Below are 24,515 nucleotides of genomic sequence, written 5' to 3'. Positions count from 1 at the left end.
CTCGCCTGTGGGCTTGCCGCCCGGATCATAGGGGAAAGGCGTAATGGCAACGGTAGATCGCTGGCTCCTGCCAGATGGTATCGAAGAAGTACTGCCGCCTGAAGCGGCGCGCATCGAAGTGGCGCGGCGCCAGGTGTTGGATCTGTTCCAGAGCTGGGGCTATGAGTTCGTTGTCACCCCGCATATCGAGTATCTGGAGTCCTTGTTGACCGGTGCCGGCCAGGACCTGGACCTGCGTACCTTCAAGGTGATCGACCCGCAGTCGGGCCGGCAGATGGGCTTCCGCGCCGATATCACGCCGCAGGTGGCGCGTATCGACGCCCACACCCTGCGTCGCGAAGGCCCCAGCCGCCTGTGCTACGCCGGTAGCGTGCTGCATGCGCAGCCGCGGGCCTTGTCGTCCTCGCGCAGTCCGATCCAGCTGGGCGCCGAGTTGTATGGCGATGCCAGTCCGAGCAGCGACGTCGAGGTCATCAGCCTGATGTTGGCGATGCTGCAATTGGCCGATGTGCCGGATGTGCACATGGACCTCGGCCACGTCGGCATCTACCGTGGCCTGGCCCGCGCCGCCGGCTTGTCCGGTGAAGTGGAGCAACAATTGTTCGATGCCCTGCAACGCAAGGCGATCGATGAAGTTATCCAGCTGACCGAAGGTTTGCCGGCCGATCTGGCCGCCATGCTGCGGGCGCTGGTGGACCTGTGTGGCGGTCGCGAAGTGCTGGCGGCGGCGCGTGTGTGCCTGGCCGGCGCGCCGGCTCCGGTCACGGCGGCGCTGGATGACTTGCTGGCGATTGCCGAGCGTCTGGCCGTGCGTTTCCCGCAATTGCCGCTGTATTTCGACCTGGGCGAGCTGCGCGGTTACCACTACCACACCGGTGTGGTGTTCGCGGTATTCGTACCGGGGGTCGGCCAGGCTATCGCCCAGGGCGGCCGTTACGACGACATCGGCGCGGACTTCGGGCGCGCGCGTCCGGCCACCGGCTTTTCCACCGATTTGAAAACCCTGGTGACCCTGGGGCGTGCCGAGGTCGAGCTACCGTCCGGCGGTATCTGGATGCCTGACAGTACGGATGCTGCACTCTGGCAGCTGGTTTGCCAGTTGCGCGGCGAAGGTCGGCGTGTGGTCCAGGCCTTGCCCGGACAACCATTGGCCGCCGCCCGCGAAGCGGACTGCGACCGGCAATTGATTCAGCAGAACGGGCTTTGGCAAGTATTGCCGCTGGCTTCTTGAGTTTTCCCGCCGGCGGCTGCCGGCACCAAGTTTGCGCGAATGAGGACAAGTGTTATGGGTAAGAATGTCGTAGTCCTGGGCACCCAGTGGGGTGATGAGGGCAAAGGCAAGATCGTTGATCTGCTGACCGAACATGCAGCCGCCGTGGTGCGCTATCAAGGTGGCCACAATGCTGGCCACACTCTGGTGATCGACGGTGAGAAAACCGTCCTGCACCTGATCCCGTCGGGCGTCTTGCGCGAAGGCGTGCAGTGCCTGATCGGCAATGGCGTGGTGGTTGCCCCGGACGCCCTGCTGCGGGAAATCATCAAGCTGGAAGAGAAAGGCGTGCCGGTGCGTGAGCGCCTGCGTATCAGCCCGTCCTGCCCGCTGATCCTGTCCTATCACGTGGCCCTGGACCAGGCGCGCGAGAAAGCCCGTGGCGAGCTGAAGATCGGTACCACCGGTCGTGGCATTGGCCCGGCGTACGAAGACAAGGTCGCGCGTCGCGGCCTGCGGATTGGTGACCTGTTCCACCGCGAGCGTTTTGCCGCGAAACTGGGCGAGTTGCTCGACTACCACAACTTTGTGCTGGTCAATTACTACAAAGAGCCGGCCATCGACTTCCAGAAGACTCTCGATGAGTGCATGGAGTATGCCGAGCTGCTCAAGCCGATGATGCTCGATGTCACCGCCGAACTGCACGAACTGCGTCGCGCCGGCAAGGACATCATGTTCGAAGGCGCCCAGGGTTCGCTGCTGGACATCGACCACGGCACCTACCCATACGTCACCAGCTCCAACACCACGGCTGGCGGTATTGCCACCGGTTCGGGTTTCGGTCCGATGTACCTGGATTACATCCTGGGTATCACCAAGGCCTACACCACCCGCGTGGGTTCGGGGCCGTTCCCGACCGAGCTGTTCGATGATGTCGGTGCCTTCCTGGCCAAGCGTGGTCACGAATTCGGCGCCACCACTGGCCGCGCCCGTCGTTGCGGCTGGTTCGATGCCGTGATCCTGCGTCGCGCCATCGACGTCAACAGCATCTCGGGTCTGTGCCTGACCAAGCTGGACGTGCTCGACGGTCTTGAAGTCATCAATATCTGTGTAGGCTACAAGAACGAAAACGGTGCAGTCATCGACGCGCCAACCGACGCCGACAGCTACATCGGCCTGGAGCCGGTGTACGAGCAGATGCCGGGCTGGGCCGAGTCGACCCTGGGTGCCAAGACCCTGGAAGAGCTGCCAGCGGCGGCGCGAGCTTACATCAAGCGCATCGAAGAGTTGGTCGGCGCGCCGATCGACATTATCTCGACAGGTCCGGATCGCAACGAAACCATCGTTCTGCGTCACCCGTTCGCCTGATAAGCCGTTGATGTAGATCACAAAGGGCCCCGTTTGGGGCCCTTTGTCGTTTCTGCCTGTTGTTCGGCACGGGCCTTGCTGGGATTATCCTCAAAAAAGGGTGCTATCAAATTAATGGCGCCAAAGTCGAGGAATCTCCAGTGTCGGCCGTTCTCTCACTGTTACAAAGCCGTCTATTGCGGCCTGTGTTCGTTACCCTGGGTATCGCCCTTTTGGTGCAGGTGCTGGTGGCGGTTGCGCTGACCCGAAGCACGGTGACTGCGCTGGAGGCCGACCTGGGCTCTCGTCTGGGTATCGACAGCCAGAAGCTGTCCGGGGAATTGGAGCAGGCGGGCAAGGAGGTGACGTCGAGTCTCGACAGCCTTTCCGTCAGTACGCGCCAGCGCCTGACCAGTGGCTTATCCTCGCGACTGAAGGATGAGCAGGCCCAGTTGCGTGCTGCGTTGGAGAAGGATCTGCGGGATTCGGCCAACGATATGGCGCAGTTGCTCGCCTCCGTAGCCCCTCGGGCCATGTGGGATAACGACGTACCGACCCTCTCCGAATTCGCCCGCCGTGCCCAGCGCAATCCGAACGTACTGTTCGTGGTCTATGACGATGCGACCGGCGAACACCTGACCCGCTACCTGAACCGGGAAAACCCGATCAACCAGGCCCTGTTGGCAAAGGGCGAGGGCGAGCGGGCGTTGGACAAGGTGCTCAGCGCGGCGAAGAGCGATCCTTCGGTCTACTACCTCGAAGCGTCGATCAGCCCCAATGGCGTGGAGATCGGCAAGGTCCGCATGGGGGTTTCCACGGCGTCGGTCGAGACCGATCTGAAAGCCCTGGACCAGCGCTTCACGGCCTTGATCGGCAGTAGCGACAAGTTGGTGGCCGACAGCCTGCAGGGGGCGGCGGCGGACAGTTCCAAGGCGATGCAGGCCCGTCTGCAATCGGCCCAGGCCACCGCGTCGCAAATGCAGGCCAACACCACCGCAACCGTGCAGGACGCGGCGCAGACCTTGCGCTGGCGGATCGGCCTGGGCCTGGCCCTGGTCGGTCTTGGCGTGCTGCTGTTGCTGGCGGTCGTGCTGGGGCGGCGAGTGGTCAACAAACTGCATCTGCTGATTGCGGCCCTCAATGATCTGGCGGCTGGCGACGGAGACCTGACCAAGCGGGTCCAGCTCAACAGCAATGATGAGATCGGCGACATGGCCTCGGCGGTGAACCGCTTTGTCGACAAGCTGCAGCCTATCGTGCGCGAAGCCGGCGATGTGGCTCAGCGGACCGGCGTGGAAATCGGTAAGATGACCTTGCGCAATGCCGGTGCCGATGCCGCCGCCGAATTGCAGCGTGACGAAGTGGCGCAGAGCTTGCGCGAGCTGTCGAAGATGGCCGATGACGCGCAGACCGAAAGCCATGCGATGCAGGCTGCGCTGAAGCAGGTGGTGGATATTCGCCAGGCGACGGATGAAAACACCCGGACTTCGGCCCAGGTCGGTAACCTGATCGAGGCTTTGGCCGGGCAGGTGGATACCGGTGCCAAGGTGATCGAGCGGTTGGCGCAGCAAAGTGAGCAGATTGAAGTGGTGCTGACGGTGATTCACGGGATTGCCGAGCAGACCAACCTGTTGGCCCTGAACGCGGCCATCGAGGCGGCGCGGGCGGGAGAAACCGGTCGTGGGTTTGCCGTGGTGGCGGACGAGGTGCGGGCGCTGGCGAGCAAGACGCAAAGCTCCACTGGCGATATCCAGGCGCATATCGGTGCCTTGCAGCAGGGCGCGCGGGAAGCCGTGGCGGCCATTGGGCAGGCGGGACGTCAGGCCAGCGAGGGGTTGGCGGTGCTGCGCAGTAGCGTCAAGCTGCAGCAGAGTGTGCAGTCTTCGGTGGAGCAGGTGCATGCGGCGATTGGCCTGGCGACCCAGGCGGCGGCCCACCAGGCCGAGGGCGCGCATGCGGTGCGTGGGCGGGTCGAGGTGATCCATGCCCAGGCCGAGCGTGCGGCCCAGGCGGTGGTGGAGACCACGGCTAGCGGCAAGGTGCTGGACAGTCTGGCGGGGCAGCTCAAGGCAAGCCTGGGGCAGTTCCGCGCCTGACCAGGGTGTCAGTGCGGGCCTCTTCGCGGCGGTGCGGCGATCCGACAAGCTCCGCTCCCACAGTGTCCGTGCCCGACCACAGATTGGTGGAGCGACACAAATCCTGTGGGGCGGAGCTTGCCCGCGAAGACTCAAGGTCGACAAAGTACGGACCTGCGGCTGAGCGGCTGCCTGTGGCGAGCGGGCTTGCCCGCGCTCGACTGCGAAGCCGTCGTAAAACCTGCATCCCGGTTCTGTCATAGAAAACGCGATTGCAGGTTTTTTTTGGGGGGGGGCTTCGCACCCCCGCGCGGACAGGCCCGCTCACCACATGGGTGTGGTGTGTTCAGGAGAAGTAGTGAGGGCAGAAACGCAAAAAACCGCTTTCGCGGGTTTTTGTGAGATTTCAGAGTGTTACTCTGAAACTTGAATTGGTGCCCAGAAGAAGACTCGAACTTCCACGACCTTGCGGTCACCAGCACCTGAAGCTGGCGTGTCTACCAATTTCACCATCTGGGCAGCATCAGCAGCGTTGCACGCCGTTGATGGAGCGCACTATACGGAGCGCCTTTTGATCTGTAAACCCCTGTTTTTGCTTTTAATTAAATCTCGGACGGAAGATTGCGCCGCTGTAGGCTCGTGCCTCGCCCTGTAGGAGCAGGGCTTGTCGGGACGCCGCACCGCCGCGCCCCTACAGAGTTGCGGTATTTTCAGGTTGTGAGGCCCGGAAACGCAAAAACCCGCTTTCGCGGGTTTTTGTGAGATTTCAGAGTGTTACTCTGAAACTTGAATTGGTGCCCAGAAGAAGACTCGAACTTCCACGACCTTGCGGTCACCAGCACCTGAAGCTGGCGTGTCTACCAATTTCACCATCTGGGCAGTATCGTCAACGTCTCCGTCGTCGATGGCGCGCACTATACGGAGGCGCGTTTTAGCTGTAAACCCCTGTCATGAAAAAAACCAAAAAAAACGCTTCAATGTTGTTCATTCGGCATTTTTCATGCGGACAAACGGGTTTTAAGGTGGCCCGTGCGCCTGAAATTTCCCGTTTCAATACACGTATGCCAAACTAACCCGCATATAGACAAGGTGAAATTTATCTAATGGCCGATTGGCAGTCCCTCGATCCCGAGGCCGCTCGTGAAGCGGAAAAATACGAAAACCCCATTCCTAGCCGCGAGCTTATCCTGGCGCACCTGTCCGAGCGTGGATCGCCGGCCAGTCGCGAGGAGCTGGTGGATGAGTTCGGTCTGACCACTGAGGATCAGATCGAGGCTCTGCGCCGCCGGCTTCGTGCCATGGAGCGCGATGCGCAACTGATTTACACCCGCCGTGGTACCTACGCGCCGGTGGACAAGCTCGACTTGATCCTCGGTCGCATTGCCGGTCACCGCGATGGCTTCGGCTTCCTGATCCCGGACGATGGCAGCGACGACCTGTTCATGAGCCCGGCGCAAATGCGCCTGGTGTTCGATGGCGACCGCGCCCTGGCGCGGGTCTCCGGCCTGGATCGACGTGGCCGCCGTGAAGGCGTGATCGTCGAAGTGGTGTCCCGTGCTCACGAGAGCATCGTCGGGCGTTACTTCGAAGAAGGCGGTATCGGCTTCGTGGTCGCGGACAATCCGAAGATCCAGCAGGAAGTCCTGGTGACCCCGGGCCGCAACGCCGATGCCCGCGTCGGGCAGTTCGTCGAGGTGAAGATCACCCACTGGCCGACGCCGCGCTTCCAGCCGCAGGGCGATGTGATCGAAGTGGTGGGCAACTACATGGCGCCCGGCATGGAAATCGATGTCGCGCTGCGCACCTACGATATTCCCCACGTCTGGCCCGAGGCCGTGCTCAAGGAAGCGGCGAAGCTCAAGCCGGAAGTCGAGGAGAAGGACAAGGAGAAGCGCATTGACCTGCGCCATCTGCCGTTCGTCACCATCGACGGCGAAGATGCCCGCGACTTCGACGATGCGGTCTATTGCGAAGCCACGCCGGGCAAGCTGCGCCTGTTCTCCGGCGGCTGGAAGTTGTACGTGGCGATTGCCGACGTTTCCAGTTACGTGAAGATCGGTTCGGCGTTGGACGCCGAGTCCCAGGTCCGCGGCAACTCGGTGTACTTCCCCGAGCGCGTGGTACCGATGTTGCCGGAGCAGTTGTCCAATGGCTTGTGCTCGCTGAACCCGCATGTCGACCGCTTGGCGATGGTCTGCGAGATGAGCATCAACAAAAGCGGGCAGATGACCGACTACGTGTTCTACGAAGCGGTGATCCACTCCCATGCGCGACTGACCTACAACAAGGTCAGTGCGATCCTGGAGCAGCCGAAGACCACCGAAGCGAAGAAGCTGCGTGGCGAGTATTCGGAAGTGGTCCCGGACCTCAAGCAGCTCTACGCCCTGTACAAGGTGCTGTTGGCGGCGCGACATACCCGTGGCGCGATCGACTTCGAAACCCAGGAAACGCGGATCATTTTCGGTTCCGAGCGCAAGATCGCGGAAATCCGTCCGACCACCCGCAACGATGCACACAAGCTGATCGAGGAATGCATGCTGGCGGCCAACGTGGCCACCGCCGAGTTCCTCAAGAAGCATGAAATCCCCGCGTTGTACCGGGTGCATGACGGCCCGCCGCCGGAGCGCCTGGAAAAACTCCGCGCCTTCCTCGGCGAGCTGGGTCTGTCGTTGCACAAGGGCAAGGAAGGTCCGTCGCCGAAGGATTACCAGGCGTTGCTGGCGAGCATCCAGAGTCGCCCGGACTTCCACCTGATCCAGACCGTGATGTTGCGCTCCCTGAGCCAGGCGGTGTACAGCGCCGACAACCAGGGCCACTTCGGCCTGAATTACGAGGCCTATACCCACTTCACCTCGCCGATCCGGCGTTACCCGGACCTGCTGACGCACCGTGCGATTCGCAGCGTCATCCACTCCAAGCAGGACACGCCGCACGTTCGTCGGGCCGGCGCGATGACCATTCCGAAGGCGCGGATCTATCCCTACGACGAAGCGGCGCTGGAGCAGTTGGGCGAGCAGTGCTCGATGAGCGAGCGGCGTGCCGACGAAGCTACCCGCGACGTGGTGAACTGGCTCAAGTGCGAGTTCATGAAGGACCGCGTGGGTGAGTCGTTCCCGGGCGTGGTCACCGCGGTGACCGGTTTCGGCCTGTTCGTCGAACTGACCGATATCTACGTCGAGGGCCTGGTGCATGTCACCGCCTTGCCGGGTGATTACTACCATTTCGATCCGGTCCATCACCGCCTGGCGGGCGAGCGCACCGGTCGTAGCTTCCGTCTCGGCGACACGGTGGAAGTGAAGGTCATGCGCGTCGACCTCGACGAGCGCAAGATCGACTTCGAAATGGCCGAGAAGACCCTTAGCGCGCCGATCGGTCGCAAGAAGCGTGGGGTTGAAGCCAGCAGCGCTCCCGCACCTGTCGAGAAAGCACCGGAGCCGGCCAAGGCCGGGCGCCGTGGCGCGGTCGCGAAGAAGTCGGACGAGGCTTATCGCCCAAGCGACGCGGCGGCGAAAAACGCCGAAGTGCGCAAAAGTCGCGAAATGAAGCAGGCGTTGTTGGCCGAAGCCAAGAACGGCGGTAAAGGCAAGACCGAGGGAAAGCCCGCGCGCGGGGCTCCGTCGGAAAAGCCGAGCAAGCATCGTAAAGGCCCGCCGAAAGCGGGCGCTGGTCCCGCGAAAAGCGGCGGGGCGCGTAAACCCAAGGGCAAGTCATGAGTCAGTTGGAAAAAATCTACGGCGTGCACGCCGTAGAGGCGTTGTTGCGTCATCACCCGAAGCGCGTCAAGCAGATCTGGCTGGCCGAAGGTCGCAGTGATCCGCGGGTCCAGGTGTTGTTGGCGCTGGCCGCGGAAAACCGCGTGTCGGTCGGCCAGGCCGAGCGCCGCGAGATGGACGCCTGGGTTGAAGGCGTGCACCAGGGCGTGGTGGCGGATGTGAGTCCGAGCCAGGTCTGGGGTGAGGCGATGCTCGATGAGCTGCTCGATCGCACCGAAGGCGCGCCGTTGATCCTGGTGCTCGATGGCGTGACCGACCCGCACAATCTCGGCGCCTGCCTGCGCACCGCCGATGCGGCCGGTGCGCTGGCGGTGGTGGTGCCCAAGGACAAGTCGGCGACCCTGACGCCGGCGGTGCGCAAGGTGGCTTGTGGCGCGGCGGAAGTGATTCCGCTGGTGGCGGTGACCAACCTGGCGCGGACCCTGGAAAAACTCCAGCAACGTGGCCTGTGGGTCGTCGGTACGGCGGGGGAGGCGGAGCAGGAGCTGTACCAGCAGGACCTGACCGGCCCGACCATCCTGATCATGGGCGCCGAAGGCAAGGGCATGCGCCGCCTGACCCGTGAGCATTGCGACTATCTGGTAAAACTGCCGATGGCCGGTAGCGTCAGCAGTCTCAACGTCTCCGTGGCCACTGGCGTGTGCCTGTTCGAGGCGCTGCGCCAGCGCAGCGTCAAGGCCGCTACCAAGAAGACCTGATCCGAGCTCTTGGCCGATGCCGGCGTGTTCGCAAGTTTTCAGCCGAGCGCGGTCTTGTGGCGAGCGGGCTTGCCCGCGCTGGGGTGCGAAGCACCCCTGAAACCAGCAAAACCGACCCGGTCAGACAGATTGCGGTAGCTGGCTTTGCGACTGCTGCGCCGCCGAGCGCGGGCGAGCCCGCTGGCCACAAGGTTGCCTGCCTCCACATGGACGGGCGCGCGCATCGGCTGGTGGTGCTGTTCAAATAATCACCAATTGTCTTGCACCCCTCTCGTCCCTTCTCTACAATTGCGCCCCTTGCCGTGATGGCTGGCGCATCTGTGCCTACTCCAGGCAAGACACACAAGTGTCATTCACTCCTTGTCTGACCGTTTTTGAGCGGCAGGCTACAACCCGTAAGGAGCATTCATGCGTCATTACGAAATCATCTTTTTGGTCCACCCGGATCAAAGCGAACAAGTCGGCGGCATGGTAGAGCGTTACACCAAGCTGATCGAAGAAGACGGCGGCAAAATCCACCGTCTGGAAGACTGGGGCCGTCGTCAACTGGCCTATGCAATCAACAATGTTCACAAGGCTCACTACGTGATGCTGAACGTTGAATGCACTGGCAAGGCCCTGGCCGAGCTGGAAGACAACTTCCGCTACAACGATGCTGTGATCCGTAACCTGGTCATCCGTCGCGACGAAGCCGTTACCGGCCAGTCCGAGATGCTCAAGGCTGAAGAAAACCGCAGTGAGCGCCGTGAGCGTCGCGACCGTCCTGAGCATTCCGACGCCGATGGCGTTGAGGGTGATGACAGCGACGCCAGCGATAACGCTGACGAGTAATCCACGGACCTTTTGAGGAGCCAATTACATGGCACGTTTCTTCCGTCGTCGTAAATTCTGCCGCTTCACCGCTGAAGACGTGAAAGAGATCGATTACAAAGATCTCAACACCCTGAAAGCCTACGTATCCGAAACCGGCAAAATCGTTCCAAGCCGTATCACCGGTACCAAAGCTCGTTATCAGCGTCAGCTGGCCACCGCTATCAAGCGCGCCCGCTTCCTGGCCCTGCTGGCCTACACCGACAGCCACGGCCGCTGAGACCGGGCAGTCGACACGCAGTAAAGGATTGAATGCATGCGCGCCTTAGCTGGATTCATCATGCGCGGACGTATGCAGGCCATGCTCGTCGTGGCCGGATCTGCGGCATTGCCGCTGTTGTTCTGGTTGAGTGCCGCCGCCGGATGCCTTGTGCTCCTGCGGCGCGGTTCGGACGCCCTTGGCGTCATTGGTCTGGGTGTGTTGTCGGTGCTGCTGTTCTGGCACTTCAACATCCAGAAAGATCCCACGGCCCTTTTGGTGCTGCTCGGGTCTTGCAGCCTGGCGCTGGTTTTACGCGCAGGCTACTCCTGGAACCGCGTGCTGCTGGCCAGCATGGCTGTAGGGTTGGTATGTGCGGTGAGTTTGGGGACGATTTTCAGTCCCTTCATCGAAGGGTTGGCGCAGACGTTTGAACAAGTCGTGCCGCTGGCCCTCGGTGAGGTCTACCACAAGCTTTCGGTAGACCAGCGAGCATTCCTCGCTTCACTGGCCGTGCCCCTGTTGATCACCTCGACGGCGATCTCGTTGCAGGTCTTTAGTGTCATGTGCCTGATTCTTGGGCGCTATTGGCAAGCGTTGTTGTACAACCCCGGTGGTTTCGGGCGCGAGTTTCGCGCGATCCGGATCCCCAAGAAAGTGGCGCTGTCGCTGCTGGCCGTCATGTTTGTCGCACCGTTTATCGGCGTGCATGCATTGATTCTGTTGCCACTGTGCAGTGTTCCGCTGGTCTTCGCTGGCCTGGCCCTGATTCACGGGCTGGTGGCGCAGAAGAAACTGGCCAGTTTCTGGCTGGTGGGGATGTACGTCACGCTGGTGCCTTTCATGCACTTGCTCGGTCCGTTGCTCATGGTATTGGCCATTGTCGACAGCCTGATTGATTTTCGCGGACGCCTGGCGTCGAAAGATGCCGATAACGGTTCCGCGAACGGTGAAGGTTAAAAGTTAAGAGGATTTCCACATGCAACTGATCCTTCTGGAAAAAATCGCCAACCTGGGCAACCTGGGCGATAAGGTAAACGTTAAGGCCGGTTACGGCCGTAACTACCTGCTGCCATTCGGCAAAGCCACCGCTGCGACCGCCGCCAACCTGGCTGCGTTCGAAGAGCGTCGCGCTGAGCTGGAAAAAGCCGCAGCAGACAAGAAAGCTTCGGCTGAATCGCGCGCCGCCCAACTGGCTGAGCTGGAAGTGACTATCACTGCCACCGCCGGTGACGAAGGCAAGCTGTTCGGTTCGATCGGCACCCACGACATCGCTGATGCCCTGACCGCCTCCGGCGTTGAAGTGGCAAAAAGCGAAGTGCGTCTGCCGAACGGCACCATCCGTAACGTGGGTGAATTCGACGTGGCCGTGCACCTGCACGCCGAAGTCGAAGCAACCGTACGCGTTGTCGTGGTGGCTGCTTAAGCAGCACCCAAGCGTCTGGCGACTTGCTCGCCAGGCGGTTAACATCGGGCACGACTCTGTTCATTCAGGTCGTGCCTTTTGTTTTGTTGCACCCACCCCCTGATTTCAAGTGGCCATGAACGATATCTCCGCTCCTGAGCAATACGATCTGCAAACCGCCGCGCTGAAGGTGCCGCCGCATTCCATCGAGGCCGAACAGGCCGTGCTCGGTGGTCTGATGCTGGACAACAACGCCTGGGAGCGCGTGCTCGATCAAGTCTCGGACGGCGACTTCTATCGACATGACCATCGCCTGATTTTCCGTGCGATCGCCAAGCTCGCCGATCAGAACAAGCCGATCGACGTGGTCACCCTGGCCGAGCAACTGGACCAGGAAGGGCAGACCTCGCAGGTCGGCGGTCTGGCCTATCTGACGGAGTTGGCGAAGAACATTCCGTCGGTGGCCAACATCAAGGCCTATGCCGCGATCGTTCGGGAACGGGCGACCTTGCGCCAATTGATCGGCATCAGCACCGAAATCGCCGACAACGCGTTCAACCCGGAAGGGCGGACCGCGGCGGAGATTCTCGACGAGGCCGAGCGACAGATCTTCCAGATCGCCGAGGCGCGGCCCAAGACTGGCGGTCCGGTGAGCGTCAACGACCTGTTGACCAAGGCCATCGACCGCATCGATACGCTGTTCAACACCGACAACGCGATCACCGGCCTGTCCACCGGCTACACCGATCTCGACGAGAAGACCAGCGGCCTGCAACCGTCCGACCTGATCATCGTCGCCGGTCGTCCGTCGATGGGTAAGACCACCTTCGCCATGAACCTGGTGGAGAACGCGGTACTGCGCAGCGACAAGGCGGTGCTGGTGTACTCCCTGGAGATGCCAGGCGAATCGCTGATCATGCGTATGCTCTCCTCGCTGGGCCGGATCGACCAGACCAAGGTCCGCGCCGGGCGCCTGGAAGACGACGACTGGCCACGGTTGACCTCGGCGGTCAACCTGCTCAACGACCGCAAGCTGTTCATCGACGATACGGCGGGTATCAGTCCGTCGGAAATGCGCGCGCGGACTCGGCGTCTGGTGCGCGAGCACGGCGATATCGCCCTGATCATGATCGACTACCTGCAGTTGATGCAGATCCCCGGTTCCAGCGGCGACAACCGGACCAACGAGATTTCCGAGATTTCCCGTTCCCTCAAGGCCCTGGCCAAGGAATTCAACTGCCCGGTGGTGGCCCTGTCCCAGCTCAACCGTTCCCTCGAACAGCGCCCGAACAAGCGCCCGGTAAACTCCGACTTGCGCGAATCCGGAGCGATCGAGCAGGATGCCGACGTAATCATGTTCGTGTACCGCGATGAGGTCTATCACCCGGAAACCGAGCATAAAGGCATCGCCGAAATCATCATCGGCAAGCAGCGGAACGGCCCGATCGGCTTTATCCGCCTGGCCTTCATCGGCAAGTACACGCGCTTCGAGAACCTGGCACCGGGCAGCTACAACTTCGACGACGACGAGTAAGGCGAACGCTTCGCGAGTCGGCTTTCAGGTTCGCGGTGTTTCTTCGGGGGGCGCGAATAGGGTGCGAACCCCTGCTTCGGTATAACCGTAATTCCAGCGCAGTTCTTCATCGGCGGGAATCGCCCGGGTGGTGAAGAAGGTGTTCAGGCGGAACGACTCAAGGCGACCGTCGCCGATATCGACATCGACGGGAAACACCGCGCCTTCGACGTTGTAGCCGCCAGTGGCTTGCCGGACCGGGAAGTTTTCCTCGTATTCGAAAATGGAATTGATCCGCGAAATGATGTTGTCTCCCGACAGCATCAGTCGATCCCATTTCGGCCTGCTGGGCAGCGGGTCGGGCAAAATGTCGATCACAAACGGATCCTGGCGGGCATTGCTGACGTGAAACGGAATAAAACCACCGCCATACACGCCGATGGCTTCTCCGGCTTCCAGTGGTTTTCTGGCCACGACCATGGCTTGACCGATCATGCTTTGCTCCTGGGGAAACTTGGCGTCCTGTTCGGTGAACTCCCGCAGTAGCAGCTTCTCCTCGTACAGCTTGGCGACCTGTTCGTGGGCCTCCCATTTCAAATACGGCAGGATATCCTTGGCCGGGTAGCGTATTCCCGATTCGCTGATTTCACTCATATGCTGGATTTTTTTGATGCGCAGCGGGTTGCCCGACAGCCCCCTCAATGGATAGCGGCCATTATTCACACGGTCATAGTCGCCCATTCTGTTGGGCGCGCGCTGATAGGATTTGATGACTTTCATGCGCTGCAGGTCTTCGGCGGTGAAGGGCTCGGGCTTGACGTACTCAAGCGCCGAGACCATTTCGGCTTCACTTTCCACCAGCTCGATCTTGCTTTGGCCCGGTCCCGGCGCTCCACCTTTCAAACCGATGTCCGTGTTGATTTCCCAGGTGCCAGCCTTGCGTTGTATTACCGGGCGATAGCAGCGGAAAGGGCTGCGGGCATCGATCAGTTTCCAGCCAAGGTCTGAAGACTCGACCTGGTAATAGCGACCCTGCTCCTGGATGTAGTGCCGGAAGAAGGCGTTCCGGTACAGGCCGTCGCCCACCGGAGTCAGGTCGCTCGGCGGTGTTTTCAGCGCGAAGTGAGTATCCAGCGCGATACCGGGGTGGTAAGGCACGGAGGACGCAAGCGTTGGGATCTGGCGTACGACAGTTGGCGAGGAGGTCAACTGTGTGAGCTTGCGGATCAGTACCTGCTTGAGGGCCATGTTGCGATCCGGGCCCATGGCGCCCAGGTTGTCGAGTTCGGTGTCGGGCAGGGCTTGTCGGATGGCCGAGTAGAGATCGTTCGGCGCGAGGGTTTGCCGACCGTCGGCAGCGTAGACCCGATAGCGAGAGCCTTCACGCAGCAGGCGCCTGATGGTGGTTGCCCCGGGGTTCCCGACGCTACCCAGAGGAGGCTCGGCCAGCGAGTTTGCATACAGTTCCAGGCGAACGTCGCCGGACCAGCCGGGTAGCGCTTCAAGGGTGTGGAACGCCAGTTGGTCCGAGGCCGGATTGAATGTCGTGGGTAGATAAAGACCTTCATAAAGTCGAGCGGTGTCCACATTCTGCATTGAGAGCTCGGCTTCGTCTTTCAAATAGGGCAGCAAGCTTTTCTGCCGCAGGATTTGTTGTTCTTCGGCGGGAGCGATGGATTTCTCCAAGGCTTGCACATAGCTTTTGGGTAAGGTCGGAAGATCCTGTCGGATCTGTTCGCGCAGAGGACCGTCGATGTGCTCGCTGTTTCGATAAAGGCTCTCGAAGTGTTGCGATGCGTTCGGCTCGGCGACAACGGAAGGGCTAGTGCTGCCGCTGTCGGGAGGACTTCCCAGCAAGCGCTGACGCTGGGTTTGCCGGTCGAGGCGGAAGCGTTTCAAGGTGTCGACCAGTTGTGCCGGTGGCGATTGGTTATCGAGATGCAGTTGCAGCAACAGCTTCGAATCGGTGGCGCTGGCGTGCAGGATCGGCGCCAGATCCTCGTGCTGGAGGCCCGATGCAATCGGCCCCAATCGTTTTAGCCGCTTCAAGTCATCCCAGTCTTGTGGTTTTTCATACGAGGTACGCCAGGCTCCTGCGCCGTTTTCCAGCAAGGGGGGTGAATAGGCCCGTGGGTCGGAGGGGTGTCGAATGGACCATGCGCGGGGATCGCCAGCCGCGCTCACCTCATAGAGTTGCTCGTCCAGTGACAGGTAGTGCCTGTCCTGGTAGTTGTACAAGCCCTGTTCATCGGGGGTCAGCGCTTCGGGCAGTTCAACGGGTTGGCGATAGGGCAGCAGGTCCGGTTTCCACAAACAGGACGTACCGGTCGAGGGTTTGACGCGAATCAGCGAGTTGACGAACCGGCCTGTCTTGATGGCGCCCGCGCTGGCACCCATGAGCGCCACCTGCTCGGCGATGTCCATCAGGTCGTTGAGCGCTTCAACCTTCTCATGGCGTCTCCAGGCATCGAACCCCTGATACACCTCAGTGATCAGTTGTACCCCGCTGGAGATCAACAGGACCTCGCCTATCAGCGGCATGAACGACACTGCCAGGGCCAATGTGCTCAGGCCGGCCTTTTCGTATGCTTGCAGTAGGCGTTGACGGGCTTGGGTGTCGATATCCGATGTGGGGATGGCCGCTTCCCGCCCATGACGTTCGATCTGTCGGACGCGCTGCTCGTGCAGGCTTTTGAATACGTTGCCTTTCACGGGGTGCAGCGTCAGCAGCGATGGATCAGGCGCCGGAACGGCGGGCTTTGGTCTCCATTTTTGCCACAAGGCACGTTTGATAATCTGCTTGAGCGGTGTTTCTTGATCGCTGCTGGGAAGGAATCGCGAAAAGAAATGGGCATAGCTGTGCGCCAGCAGTCTGTTGCTTAACGCCTCTTCGAAATGCTTGAGTGAGTCGTAGCGCGCCAAGGGGCTGATCGGATCCTGCGGTATGTAGACGATGCAGGGGTGCGTCCCTTCCTCGGCGTCGAGTCCGATGACCAGCACCTCGCTGAGGTCCAGGCCGAGGAATTTGAGCCGCGAGTAGGGGTGGGTGCCATATCTGACGACATGGCTGTTGCTCAGCACCTTGAGCAGGACCCGGTACTGGGCTATTGAGATGTCACCCTTGATTCCGGCCAGATGTATCGTCACGGCGAAGGCGTCTGTGTAACCCTTGATCAGTACGTCCCGGACGCTGCTCGCCTGCTCGGCATCCGCCTGGACGGGGGGCTGGAGAATTGCGCGCAGGAGGGCTTGGTAAAGGCTGCCGAAGTCGAGGCGGCGGCAGACCAGGGCAAACTCTTCGGGTTTGATGTGGGTTCTGCTGCCTCGGGCTCTGGGCGCCGAGTAAATCCCCGAGCCCGCGCCGAAGGTGTCGGCGCTGGTGAGCGATTTGTCGAAGTTGCTCAAGGCGGCGGATAACAACGTTTGCTCGGTGCTCTCGCCCTGAACCGATATCAATCCGAAGAAATAGCCGTTTTTACGTACGTGAACGAAGGTCGCCTGCTCGACATCCAGGCTGAGTCGGAAGTTGAAAGCGATGGCCTGTTCCAGTAGCGGCCTGACGAATTGCTCGGGAGATTGCAATTTTGCCAGTACCTGCTGGACGTCGTGCCGGGAATGGCAACTGGCGATCAGGCTCTGGCGCAAGGCGCTGCGTTGCGCCTGGGGGGCATCGATCAGCCATGAGGGCAAATGATCCTTGATGAGCGCGAAATGAGTCAGGTCGTTTGGGCTGGGGGCAGGAGATGTCATCATGGTGGTCGCCTTGCTGGGTTTTTGAAGGGCCAGCTAACGACAAGGCGGCTGTACGTCTGCACTAGATAGTTGTCGGTCTGCGTTCGAGAGATTGGCGTGGGTAAAACCAACTGTTATCGTCGGACTTGATCAAAATTTGTGCTATATTCCGCGCCCGCGAATTTTCATCTCGACACCGGTCATCGCCATGCAAGCAGCCAAGCCGTTATTTGACTATCCCAAGTACTGGGCCGAATGTTTCGGGCCCGCGCCCTTCCTGCCCATGAGCCGGGAAGAGATGGATCAGCTTGGCTGGGATTCCTGCGACATCATCATCGTCACCGGTGACGCCTACGTTGACCATCCGTCCTTCGGCATGGCGATCATCGGCCGGCTGCTGGAGTCCCAGGGCTTTCGCGTCGGGATCATTGCCCAGCCGAACTGGCAGTCCAAGGACGACTTCATGAAGCTCGGCGAGCCGAACCTGTTCTTCGGTGTCGCGGCCGGCAACATGGACTCGATGATCAACCGCTACACCGCCGACAAGAAAATCCGCTCCGACGACGCCTATACGCCGGGCGGCCTGGCCGGCAAGCGTCCGGACCGCGCCAGCCTGGTCTACAGCCAGCGCTGCAAGGAAGCCTACAAGCATGTACCGATCGTGCTCGGCGGCATCGAGGCCTCGCTGCGCCGGATCGCCCACTACGATTACTGGCAGGACCGCGTGCGCAACTCGATCCTGATCGACGCCTGTGCCGACATCCTGCTCTACGGCAACGCCGAGCGGGCGATTGTCGAGGTCGCCCAGCGCCTGTCCTATGGCCACAAGATCGAAGACATCACCGATGTACGCGGCACCGCGTTCATCCGTCGCGACACGCCTGAAGGTTGGTACGAAGTCGACTCCACGCGCATCGACCGTCCGGGCAAGATCGACAAGATCATCAACCCCTACGTGAACACCCAGGACACCCAGGCCTGCGCCATCGAGCAGGAAAAAGGGCCGCTGGAAGATCCCGAGGAAGCCAAGGTCGTGCAGATCCTGGTCAGCCCGAAGATGACCCGTGACAAGACCGTGATCCGCCTGCCGTCGGCGGAAAAGGTGCGTGGCGATGCGGTTTTGTATGCCCACGCCAACCGCGTGTTGCACCTGGAAACCAACCCTGGCAACGCCCGTGCGCTGGTGCAGAAGCATGGTGAGGTAGACGTCTGGTTCAATCCACCGCCCATTCCGATGACTACCGAGGAAATGGACTACGTGTTCGGCATGCCTTATCAGCGCATCCCGCACCCGGTGTATGGCAAGGAGAAGATCCCGGCCTACGAGATGATCCGTTTCTCGGTGAACATCATGCGCGGCTGCTTCGGCGGCTGCACCTTCTGCTCCATCACCGAGCACGAAGGGCGGATCATCCAGAACCGTTCGGAAGAGTCGATCATTCGCGAGATCGAAGAGATCCGCGACAAGGTGCCGGGCTTTACCGGGGTGATTTCCGACCTTGGCGGCCCGACCGCGAACATGTACCGCATCGCCTGCAAGAGCCCGGAAATCGAATCCGCGTGCCGCAAGCCGTCGTGCGTGTTCCCGGGGATCTGCCCGAACCTGAACACCGACCACTCGTCGCTGATTCAACTCTATCGCAGTGCCCGCGCCTTGCCGGGCGTGAAGAAGATCCTGATCGCTTCCGGCTTGCGTTACGACCTCGCGGTCGAGTCGCCGGAGTACGTCAAGGAACTGGTGACCCATCACGTCGGTGGCTACCTGAAGATCGCCCCGGAGCATACCGAGGAAGGTCCGCTCAACCAGATGATGAAACCGGGCATTGGCAGCTATGACAAGTTCAAGCGCATGTTCGAGAAGTACTCCAAGGAAGCCGGGAAAGAGCAGTACCTGATTCCGTACTTCATTGCCGCGCATCCGGGCACCACCGACGAAGACATGATGAACCTGGCGCTGTGGCTCAAGGGTAACGGCTTCCGGGCCGACCAGGTACAGGCGTTCTACCCCTCGCCGATGGCCACCGCCACGGCCATGTACCACTCGGGCAAGAACCCGTTGCGCAAGGTCACCTACAAGAGTGACGCGGTGACCATCGTCAAGAGCGAGGAGCAGCGCCGCTTGCACAAGGCGTTCCTGCGCTACCACGATCCGAAGGGCTGGCCGATGCTGCGTGAGGCCTTGCTGCGCATGGGCCGTGGCGATCTGATCGGGCCGGGCAAGGACCAATTGATCCCGCTGCACCAGCCGGCGACCGACGGCTACCAGAGCGCTTGCCGCAAGAACTCGACACCAGCCGGCAGCCACAAGGTGGGCAAGGAAACCACCAAGATCCTTACCCAGCACACCGGTCTGCCGCCGCGTGGCAGCGACGGCGGCAATGCCTGGGACAAACGCGAACAGGCCAAGGCCGCCGCGTTTGCCCGTAACAAGCAGGCGGCCAAGGAACGCGCCGATGCGGCCAAGGGCAAAGGCAAGAAGCCGACCCGCAAACCGGTGGTGCCGCGCTGATTGCAACCTGGACTGCCCTGGCTGATGTGCTTGGCTCAATGCCCGTCGGTTGAAAACGATCGCAAGCCGGGCTGAGGTTTGTGGCGAGCGGGCTTGCCCGCGCTGGGCTGCGAAGCGGCCCTGAAACCGGCGAGCCCGGTGTATCCGGGCGGCCGAGGATGCCGGTTTTGCGACTGCCGCGCAGCCGAGCGCGGCGGTGCGGCGTTTCCGACAGGCCAAGCTCCCGCAAGGGATTGATTGCCGCTTGAATGATGGCCTTTTGCGTTCTAGTGGGACCCCGAGTCCTTTGTTAAGGTGGCGCGATTCCCACGTCACCCGACGCAAGTCTTCTCAAGGATGAACACCCGTGAGCAACCCGCTCCCTGGCATCGGCATGGATTCCAGCCCCTCGCAATTCCTCGCCCGCCAACGCATTGAAAGCCAGATCAACCTGCCGCGACTCTTTGCGGCGATTGACGCCGACCCAGGCATAGTCGGGGCCGGGGTGGTCTATATCGACGCCGACTTCAATGTCGTGACCCTGCGCGAATTCCAACCGATCTGCAGCATCCAGCCCAAGCGCATCATCCTGCGCGAGGCGCAGAAGTACATCGCGCCGGTGCAATTCGCCCAGCAGGTGCAGGACAATCCACGTGAGTCACGCTTGGTCGGGGAAGCGATCAATACCACCTTGTCCTGCGCCGGAGCGGTACTGGGCTGGATTGTCGTGCTCAGTGGCTCGGTTGCGGTTCCTTTCAGTGCCGGGGCCAGTTCGGTGGTTGTGGTTCTGGGTTATACCGCCGCGGCCGCCAGTTCGGTGCAGTGTTTCGCCGGGAGCATCCGAACGGTGGCGGAAGTGGCCAACCCGTCGTTCAACGACAAGCTGGACAGTGAAGAGTGGTACCAATACGCCTCGATCGGCCTGGACGCGGCCTCTCTGCTGGGTGTCGGGGCTTCCACCTTGACCACTATAAAACTGGTGAAGGTGGCCAAGGCCACGACGGGTAAAAGTCTGCGTGAAGTGCTGCGCGGACTGACGCGTCAGGAAAGGTCGAAGCTGACCAAAGAGTTGCTCAGCATCAACGATCCGCGGCTGACACCGAAGATGCTCAAACTCAAGCAATTGGCTGGAGAGCTGCCCAAGCGCTTCACTCCGACCCAACTGAAACACGCCACTGTTACCCAGATCAAGGACTCCCTGAGTGCGGCGATTGGCCTGTTCGGCAGCGGTTTGTCGGGTAATGTCAAAACCATCGCGGTTGGTTTGTACGAAGAGCTGGAGGAGTGATGGACGACCTGAGCCTGCCGCGTTTTCTATCGCGTTATTTTCCGACCTTTATCGGCGGTATTTTCGCGGCGCTGTTCTCATTGGCCTGCGCGATCCCCTTGGTGGCGGCGTCCTATTTCGCCGGGGCCTCGCTCGGCGAGCAAGCCACTTGGTCGGTGGTGGGGGGCGCGGCGGTCACAATGGTCGTGGTGCACTGCAATTTCATGCTGGTGCGCGGCAGGCCACAATGGGTGTGGGGATTGGTCGGGGTGCTGGTTGTGTGCCTGTTGGGCGTATTGCCGACCATCGAGGATAGTCCGCATAAAGTCATCTATGCACTGGCTTTGCTGTTTCCGCTATTGGGACTGTTGCTGCTCAACAGCAAACGCCACCGCGAAATGCGCAGCAAGCTCGTCGACATTCGTCACCAGCGCGAAGCCCTGAAAAATGCCCTGAAGGCCCGGCGCAAAACGCGCTGACGACGGCGCTCGAACATTCGCCCCCTTTCTGTGCGACTCTCTGCACTACGCCCTCAAGCTGGCGCCATTCTGGTGCTGTGCTTAGCTGAGCGAGCACGACTCACGCCGAAAGCGCAGGGCTTGGCCAAATGGCATAAGTCTTGCGCGCACAGGTATAAGCCCAGGCTCGCAGGAGGCACGCCGTGTCGATCCATGTCGCATTGCACCATGTCACGCACTACCGCTATGAACGCGCCATCGAGCTCGGTCCGCAGATCGTTCGCCTGCGTCCGGCGCCCCACAGCCGCACGCGGATTCTGTCCTATGCGCTGAAGGTCCAGCCCGAACAGCATTTCATCAATTGGCAACAGGATCCCCAGGGCAACTACCTGGCACGCTTGGTGTTCCCGGAAAAAACCGCGGAACTGCGCATCGAGGTCGACCTGGTCGCCGAGATGGCGGTGTTCAATCCGTTCGACTTTTTCCTCGAACCCTACGCCGAGAAAATCCCGTTTACCTACGCCGCCGATGAAAAGCACGAGCTGTCGCCCTACCTGGAAAAGCTGCCGCTGACGCCCAGGTTCCAGGCCTATCTGGACGGCATTGATCGCACGCCGCTGCCCAGCGTGGACTTCCTGGTCGCCCTCAACCAGCGCCTGAGCGAAGACATCGGCTACCTGATCCGCATGGAGCCCGGCGTGCAGACACCGGAGCAGACCCTCGACAACGCCTCCGGCTCGTGCCGCGACTCGGCCTGGCTGCTGGTGCAGTTGCTACGCCACCTCGGGTTGGCGGCACGCTTCGTCTCCGGCTACCTGATCCAGCTCACCGCCGATGTGAAAGCCCTCGACGGCCCCTCCGGCACCGAGGTCGATTTCACCGACCTGCACGCCTGGTGCGAAGTCTATTTGCCGGGAGCCGGCTGGATCGGCCTGGACGCCACCTCCGGGTTGTTCGCCGGCGAAGGGCATATTCCCTTGGCCTGCAGCCCCGATCCCTCGTCTGCGGCGCCGATCAGCGGTTTGGTGGAGCCCTGCGAATGCGAGTTCAGCCACGAAATGTCGGTGGAGCGGATCTGGGAGGCGCCCCGTGTCACCAAACCCTACACCGAGGAGCAATGGCTGGCGATCCAGGCCTTGGGCCGGCAGATCGACACCGACCTGCTCGAAGGCGATGTGCGCCTGACCATGGGCGGCGAGCCGACCTTCGTCTCCATCGACGACCCGGACGGTGCCGAATGGAACACCGCGGCCCTCGGGCCGGACAAACGTCGCTTGTCCGCCGAGCTGTTCCAGCGCATGCGCAAGCGTTATGCCCCGCAGGGCCTGGTGCATTTTGGCCAGGGCAAGTGGTACCCGGGCGAGCAACTGCCGCGCTGGTCGCTCAATAGCTACTGGCGCCGCGACGGCGTGCCGATCTGGCACAACAGCGCGCTGATCGCCGATGAGCAGGAGGATTACGGTGCCGACGGCGAAATGGCCGGGCGTTTTCTGGCGAGTGTCGCCGAACGTCTGAAACTGCCGGCGCGCTTTGTCTTCCCGGCCTACGAGGATAATTTCTACTACCTGTGGCGCGAGGGGCAGTTGCCGATCAACGTCACGGCCGAAGACCCGCGCCTGGGCGACGAACTGGAGCGCGCACGGCTGCGCAAGGTGTTCTCCCAAGGCCTGGACAAGGTCATCGGCCAGGTACTGCCGCTGGCCCGCACCGCCGCCAATGACCGTTGGCAGAGCGGGCGCTGGTACCTGCGTGACAGTCATTGCCGGCTGGTACCGGGGGACTCGCCGCTGGGTTACCGTCTGCCGCTGGCGTCCCAACCTTGGGTGACGGCGGCGGAATATCCGTTCGTGCACCCGACCGATCCGAACCAGGACTTTCCCGGGTTGCCGGACACCGCCGCACTCAAGCATCACGGCGAACCCGTGGTGAGCGAAGAGCGGCTGCCGCAGATCGATGAGTCGGCGTCCTGGCTGACCCGCACCGCCTTGTGCGCGGAAGCGCGCGGTGGGCGCCTGTATCTGTTCATGCCGCCATTGGAACGGGTTGAAGACTATCTGGAGCTGGTCAGCGCCATCGAAGCCAGCGCCGAGGAGTTGCATTGCCCGGTATTGCTGGAAGGCTACGAGCCACCCCACGATCCGCGCCTGGCGAATTTCCGGATCACCCCGGACCCGGGCGTGATCGAGGTCAATGTGCAGCCTTCCGCCAGTTGGGATGAACTGGTGGAGCGCACCGAGTTCCTCTATGAGGAAGCGCGCCAGACCCGTCTGACCACCGAGAAATTCATGATCGACGGGCGCCACACCGGCACCGGCGGTGGCAACCATTTCGTCCTTGGCGGCGCAACGCCGGCGGACTCGCCGTTCCTGCGGCGTCCCGATTTGCTGCGCAGCCTGATCAGCTATTGGCATAACCATCCGTCGCTGTCGTACCTGTTCTCCGGGCTGTTTATCGGCCCGACCTCCCAGGCTCCACGGGTGGATGAGGCGCGCAACGACTCGCTGTACGAGCTGGAAATCGCCTTCGCGCAGATGCCGCCACCGGGCCAGGAGTGTCCGCCCTGGTTGGTGGATCGCCTGTTGCGCAACCTGCTGATCGACGTGACCGGCAACACCCACCGCGCCGAGTTCTGCATCGACAAGCTGTATTCGCCGGACGGTGCCACCGGGCGTCTCGGCCTGCTGGAACTGCGGGCCTTTGAAATGCCGCCGCATGCGCGCATGAGCCTGACCCAGCAACTGCTGTTGCGGGCGCTGGTGGCGCGGTTCTGGCGCGAGCCCTATGCCCCGCCCAAGCTGGCGCGCTGGGGCACGGAGCTGCACGACCGTTTCCTGTTGCCGCATTTTATCGAGCAGGACTTCGCCGATGTCATCGTCGACCTCAACGCCGCCGGCTATCCGCTGCGCGCCGAGTGGTTCGCCGCGCACCTGGAGTTCCGCTTCCCGAAAGTCGGCGACTACGCGGTCAATGGCATCGAGCTCGAAGTACGCCAGGCCCTCGAACCCTGGCACGTACTGGGCGAGGAGGGCGCGGTCGGCGGCACGGTGCGCTACGTGGATTCGTCCCTGGAGCGCTTGCAAGTCAAGCTGACGGGCCTGGCGCCGCAACGCTACCTGCTGACCTGCAATGGCGTGGCGGTCCCGCTGCAAGCCACCGGGCGGGTCGGCGAATTCGTCGCCGGCGTGCGTTATCGCGCCTGGCAACCGGCCAACTGCCTGCAACCGACCATCCCGGTCCATGCGCCGCTGGTGTTCGACCTGCTCGACACCTGGATGCAGCGCTCCCTCGGCGGTTGCCAGTACCATGTCGCCCACCCGGGCGGGCGCAACTACGAGACCTTGCCGGTCAACGCCAACGAAGCGGAAAGCCGGCGCATGGCGCGGTTCTTCCGCCTTGGCCACAGCCCGGGCACGTTGCCGGTTCCGACATTGAAGATCAACGACGAACTGCCGATGACGTTGGACCTGCGACATACATAAA

General features: G+C 61.7%; 15 protein-coding genes and 2 tRNA genes. 14 read left to right on the top strand and 3 right to left on the bottom strand.

Features of this window, described 5'->3' with window-relative positions:
- Positions 1–43: 43 nt before the first annotated feature.
- From PFEN_RS27860 to PFEN_RS27850, 3 genes are all read left to right on the top strand, one after another.
- Entirely contained in the window at positions 44–1,231 is a 1,188-nt protein-coding gene (locus tag PFEN_RS27860) for an ATP phosphoribosyltransferase regulatory subunit (protein WP_191489791.1), read from the top strand.
- Between the two features lie 54 nt (positions 1,232–1,285).
- Entirely contained in the window at positions 1,286–2,578 is a 1,293-nt protein-coding gene (locus PFEN_RS27855) for an adenylosuccinate synthase (RefSeq protein WP_191489790.1), read from the top strand.
- Positions 2,579–2,718: 140 nt separating this feature from the next.
- A complete protein-coding gene (locus PFEN_RS27850) occupies positions 2,719–4,653 on the top strand; it encodes a methyl-accepting chemotaxis protein (protein ID WP_191489789.1) in 1,935 nt (644 codons plus the stop codon).
- Between the two features lie 411 nt (positions 4,654–5,064).
- On the opposite strand, the gene PFEN_RS27845 is transcribed toward PFEN_RS27850, so the two are convergent.
- Together PFEN_RS27845 and PFEN_RS27840 are read right to left on the bottom strand one after the other, a co-directional pair.
- Positions 5,065–5,151, bottom strand: a tRNA-Leu gene (locus PFEN_RS27845).
- 273 nt (positions 5,152–5,424) lie between these two features.
- Positions 5,425–5,511 (bottom strand) — tRNA-Leu (locus PFEN_RS27840).
- 224 nt (positions 5,512–5,735) lie between these two features.
- On the opposite strand from PFEN_RS27840, the gene rnr reads away from it, so the two are divergent.
- From rnr to dnaB, 7 genes are all read left to right on the top strand, one after another.
- Positions 5,736–8,345 carry a ribonuclease R gene (gene rnr, locus PFEN_RS27835; protein WP_191489788.1) on the top strand — a complete coding sequence of 870 codons (2,610 nt, stop codon included), beginning with the start codon at positions 5,736–5,738 and terminating at the stop codon, positions 8,343–8,345.
- Positions 8,342–9,103, top strand: a complete 762-nt coding sequence (gene rlmB, locus PFEN_RS27830) for a 23S rRNA (guanosine(2251)-2'-O)-methyltransferase RlmB (protein ID WP_191489787.1) — start codon at positions 8,342–8,344, stop codon at positions 9,101–9,103. Before rnr ends, rlmB begins: the two co-directional genes overlap by 4 nt.
- Before the next feature lie 408 nt (positions 9,104–9,511).
- A complete protein-coding gene (gene rpsF, locus PFEN_RS27825) occupies positions 9,512–9,934 on the top strand; it encodes a 30S ribosomal protein S6 (protein WP_040063859.1) in 423 nt (140 codons plus the stop codon).
- 28 nt (positions 9,935–9,962) lie between these two features.
- Positions 9,963–10,193, top strand: a complete 231-nt coding sequence (gene rpsR, locus PFEN_RS27820) for a 30S ribosomal protein S18 (protein ID WP_002551829.1) — start codon at positions 9,963–9,965, stop codon at positions 10,191–10,193.
- A 36-nt stretch (positions 10,194–10,229) separates the two neighbouring features.
- The gene (locus tag PFEN_RS27815) at positions 10,230–11,132 is read left to right on the top strand and encodes a hypothetical protein (RefSeq protein ID WP_191489786.1); all 903 of its coding nucleotides are present in this window, start codon (positions 10,230–10,232) and stop codon (positions 11,130–11,132) included.
- Positions 11,133–11,151: 19 nt separating this feature from the next.
- Complete coding sequence (rplI, locus tag PFEN_RS27810) at positions 11,152–11,598, top strand: 50S ribosomal protein L9 (RefSeq protein WP_017125059.1); 447 nt, start codon at positions 11,152–11,154, stop codon at positions 11,596–11,598.
- A 115-nt stretch (positions 11,599–11,713) separates the two neighbouring features.
- Positions 11,714–13,111, top strand: coding sequence for a replicative DNA helicase (dnaB, locus tag PFEN_RS27805; RefSeq protein WP_191489785.1), 1,398 nt, complete (start codon positions 11,714–11,716; stop codon positions 13,109–13,111).
- Positions 13,112–13,135: 24 nt separating this feature from the next.
- On the opposite strand, the gene PFEN_RS27800 is transcribed toward dnaB, so the two are convergent.
- A complete protein-coding gene (locus PFEN_RS27800; protein ID WP_191489784.1) occupies positions 13,136–16,843 on the bottom strand; it encodes an SET domain-containing protein in 3,708 nt (1,235 codons plus the stop codon).
- A 187-nt stretch (positions 16,844–17,030) separates the two neighbouring features.
- On the opposite strand from PFEN_RS27800, the gene PFEN_RS27795 reads away from it, so the two are divergent.
- From PFEN_RS27795 to PFEN_RS27780, 4 genes are all read left to right on the top strand, one after another.
- A complete protein-coding gene (locus PFEN_RS27795; RefSeq protein ID WP_191489783.1) occupies positions 17,031–19,331 on the top strand; it encodes a YgiQ family radical SAM protein in 2,301 nt (766 codons plus the stop codon).
- A 346-nt stretch (positions 19,332–19,677) separates the two neighbouring features.
- Positions 19,678–20,598, top strand: coding sequence for an NAD synthetase (locus PFEN_RS27790; RefSeq protein ID WP_191489782.1), 921 nt, complete (start codon positions 19,678–19,680; stop codon positions 20,596–20,598).
- Positions 20,598–21,056 (top strand): hypothetical protein, encoded by a 459-nt coding sequence (locus tag PFEN_RS27785; RefSeq protein ID WP_191489781.1) that lies wholly within the window; start codon positions 20,598–20,600, stop codon positions 21,054–21,056. The genes PFEN_RS27790 and PFEN_RS27785 overlap by 1 nt, the downstream gene beginning before the upstream one ends.
- Positions 21,057–21,238: 182 nt before the next feature.
- On the top strand, positions 21,239–24,514 hold the full coding sequence (locus tag PFEN_RS27780; RefSeq protein WP_191489780.1) for a DUF2126 domain-containing protein: 3,276 nt from the start codon (positions 21,239–21,241) through the stop codon (positions 24,512–24,514).
- The last annotated feature ends 1 nt before the right edge of the window (position 24,515 follow it).

The sequence above is a fragment of the Pseudomonas sp. FEN genome, from assembly GCF_904067045.1.
In the GTDB taxonomy this organism is placed as follows: Bacteria; Pseudomonadota; Gammaproteobacteria; order Pseudomonadales; family Pseudomonadaceae; genus Aquipseudomonas.
The sequence above is the reverse complement of the archived record's forward strand: the minus strand, read 5'-3'. Positions and strand labels throughout refer to the sequence as shown.

Bases quoted from the DNA above. Each gene is read 5' to 3' on its own strand.
- PFEN_RS27860 (WP_191489791.1), top strand. From the start codon at position 44: ATGGCAACGGTAGATCGCTGGCTCCTGCCAGATGGTATCGAAGAAGTA.
- PFEN_RS27785 (WP_191489781.1), top strand. From the start codon at position 20,598: ATGGACGACCTGAGCCTGCCGCGTTTTCTATCGCGTTATTTTCCGACC.
- PFEN_RS27795 (WP_191489783.1), top strand. From the start codon at position 17,031: ATGCAAGCAGCCAAGCCGTTATTTGACTATCCCAAGTACTGGGCCGAA.
- dnaB (WP_191489785.1), top strand. From the start codon at position 11,714: ATGAACGATATCTCCGCTCCTGAGCAATACGATCTGCAAACCGCCGCG.
- rplI (WP_017125059.1), top strand. From the start codon at position 11,152: ATGCAACTGATCCTTCTGGAAAAAATCGCCAACCTGGGCAACCTGGGC.
- rlmB (WP_191489787.1), top strand. From the start codon at position 8,342: ATGAGTCAGTTGGAAAAAATCTACGGCGTGCACGCCGTAGAGGCGTTG.
- PFEN_RS27855 (WP_191489790.1), top strand. From the start codon at position 1,286: ATGGGTAAGAATGTCGTAGTCCTGGGCACCCAGTGGGGTGATGAGGGC.
- rpsF (WP_040063859.1), top strand. From the start codon at position 9,512: ATGCGTCATTACGAAATCATCTTTTTGGTCCACCCGGATCAAAGCGAA.
- rnr (WP_191489788.1), top strand. From the start codon at position 5,736: ATGGCCGATTGGCAGTCCCTCGATCCCGAGGCCGCTCGTGAAGCGGAA.
- PFEN_RS27800 (WP_191489784.1), bottom strand. From the start codon at position 16,843: ATGATGACATCTCCTGCCCCCAGCCCAAACGACCTGACTCATTTCGCG.
- rpsR (WP_002551829.1), top strand. From the start codon at position 9,963: ATGGCACGTTTCTTCCGTCGTCGTAAATTCTGCCGCTTCACCGCTGAA.
- PFEN_RS27815 (WP_191489786.1), top strand. From the start codon at position 10,230: ATGCGCGCCTTAGCTGGATTCATCATGCGCGGACGTATGCAGGCCATG.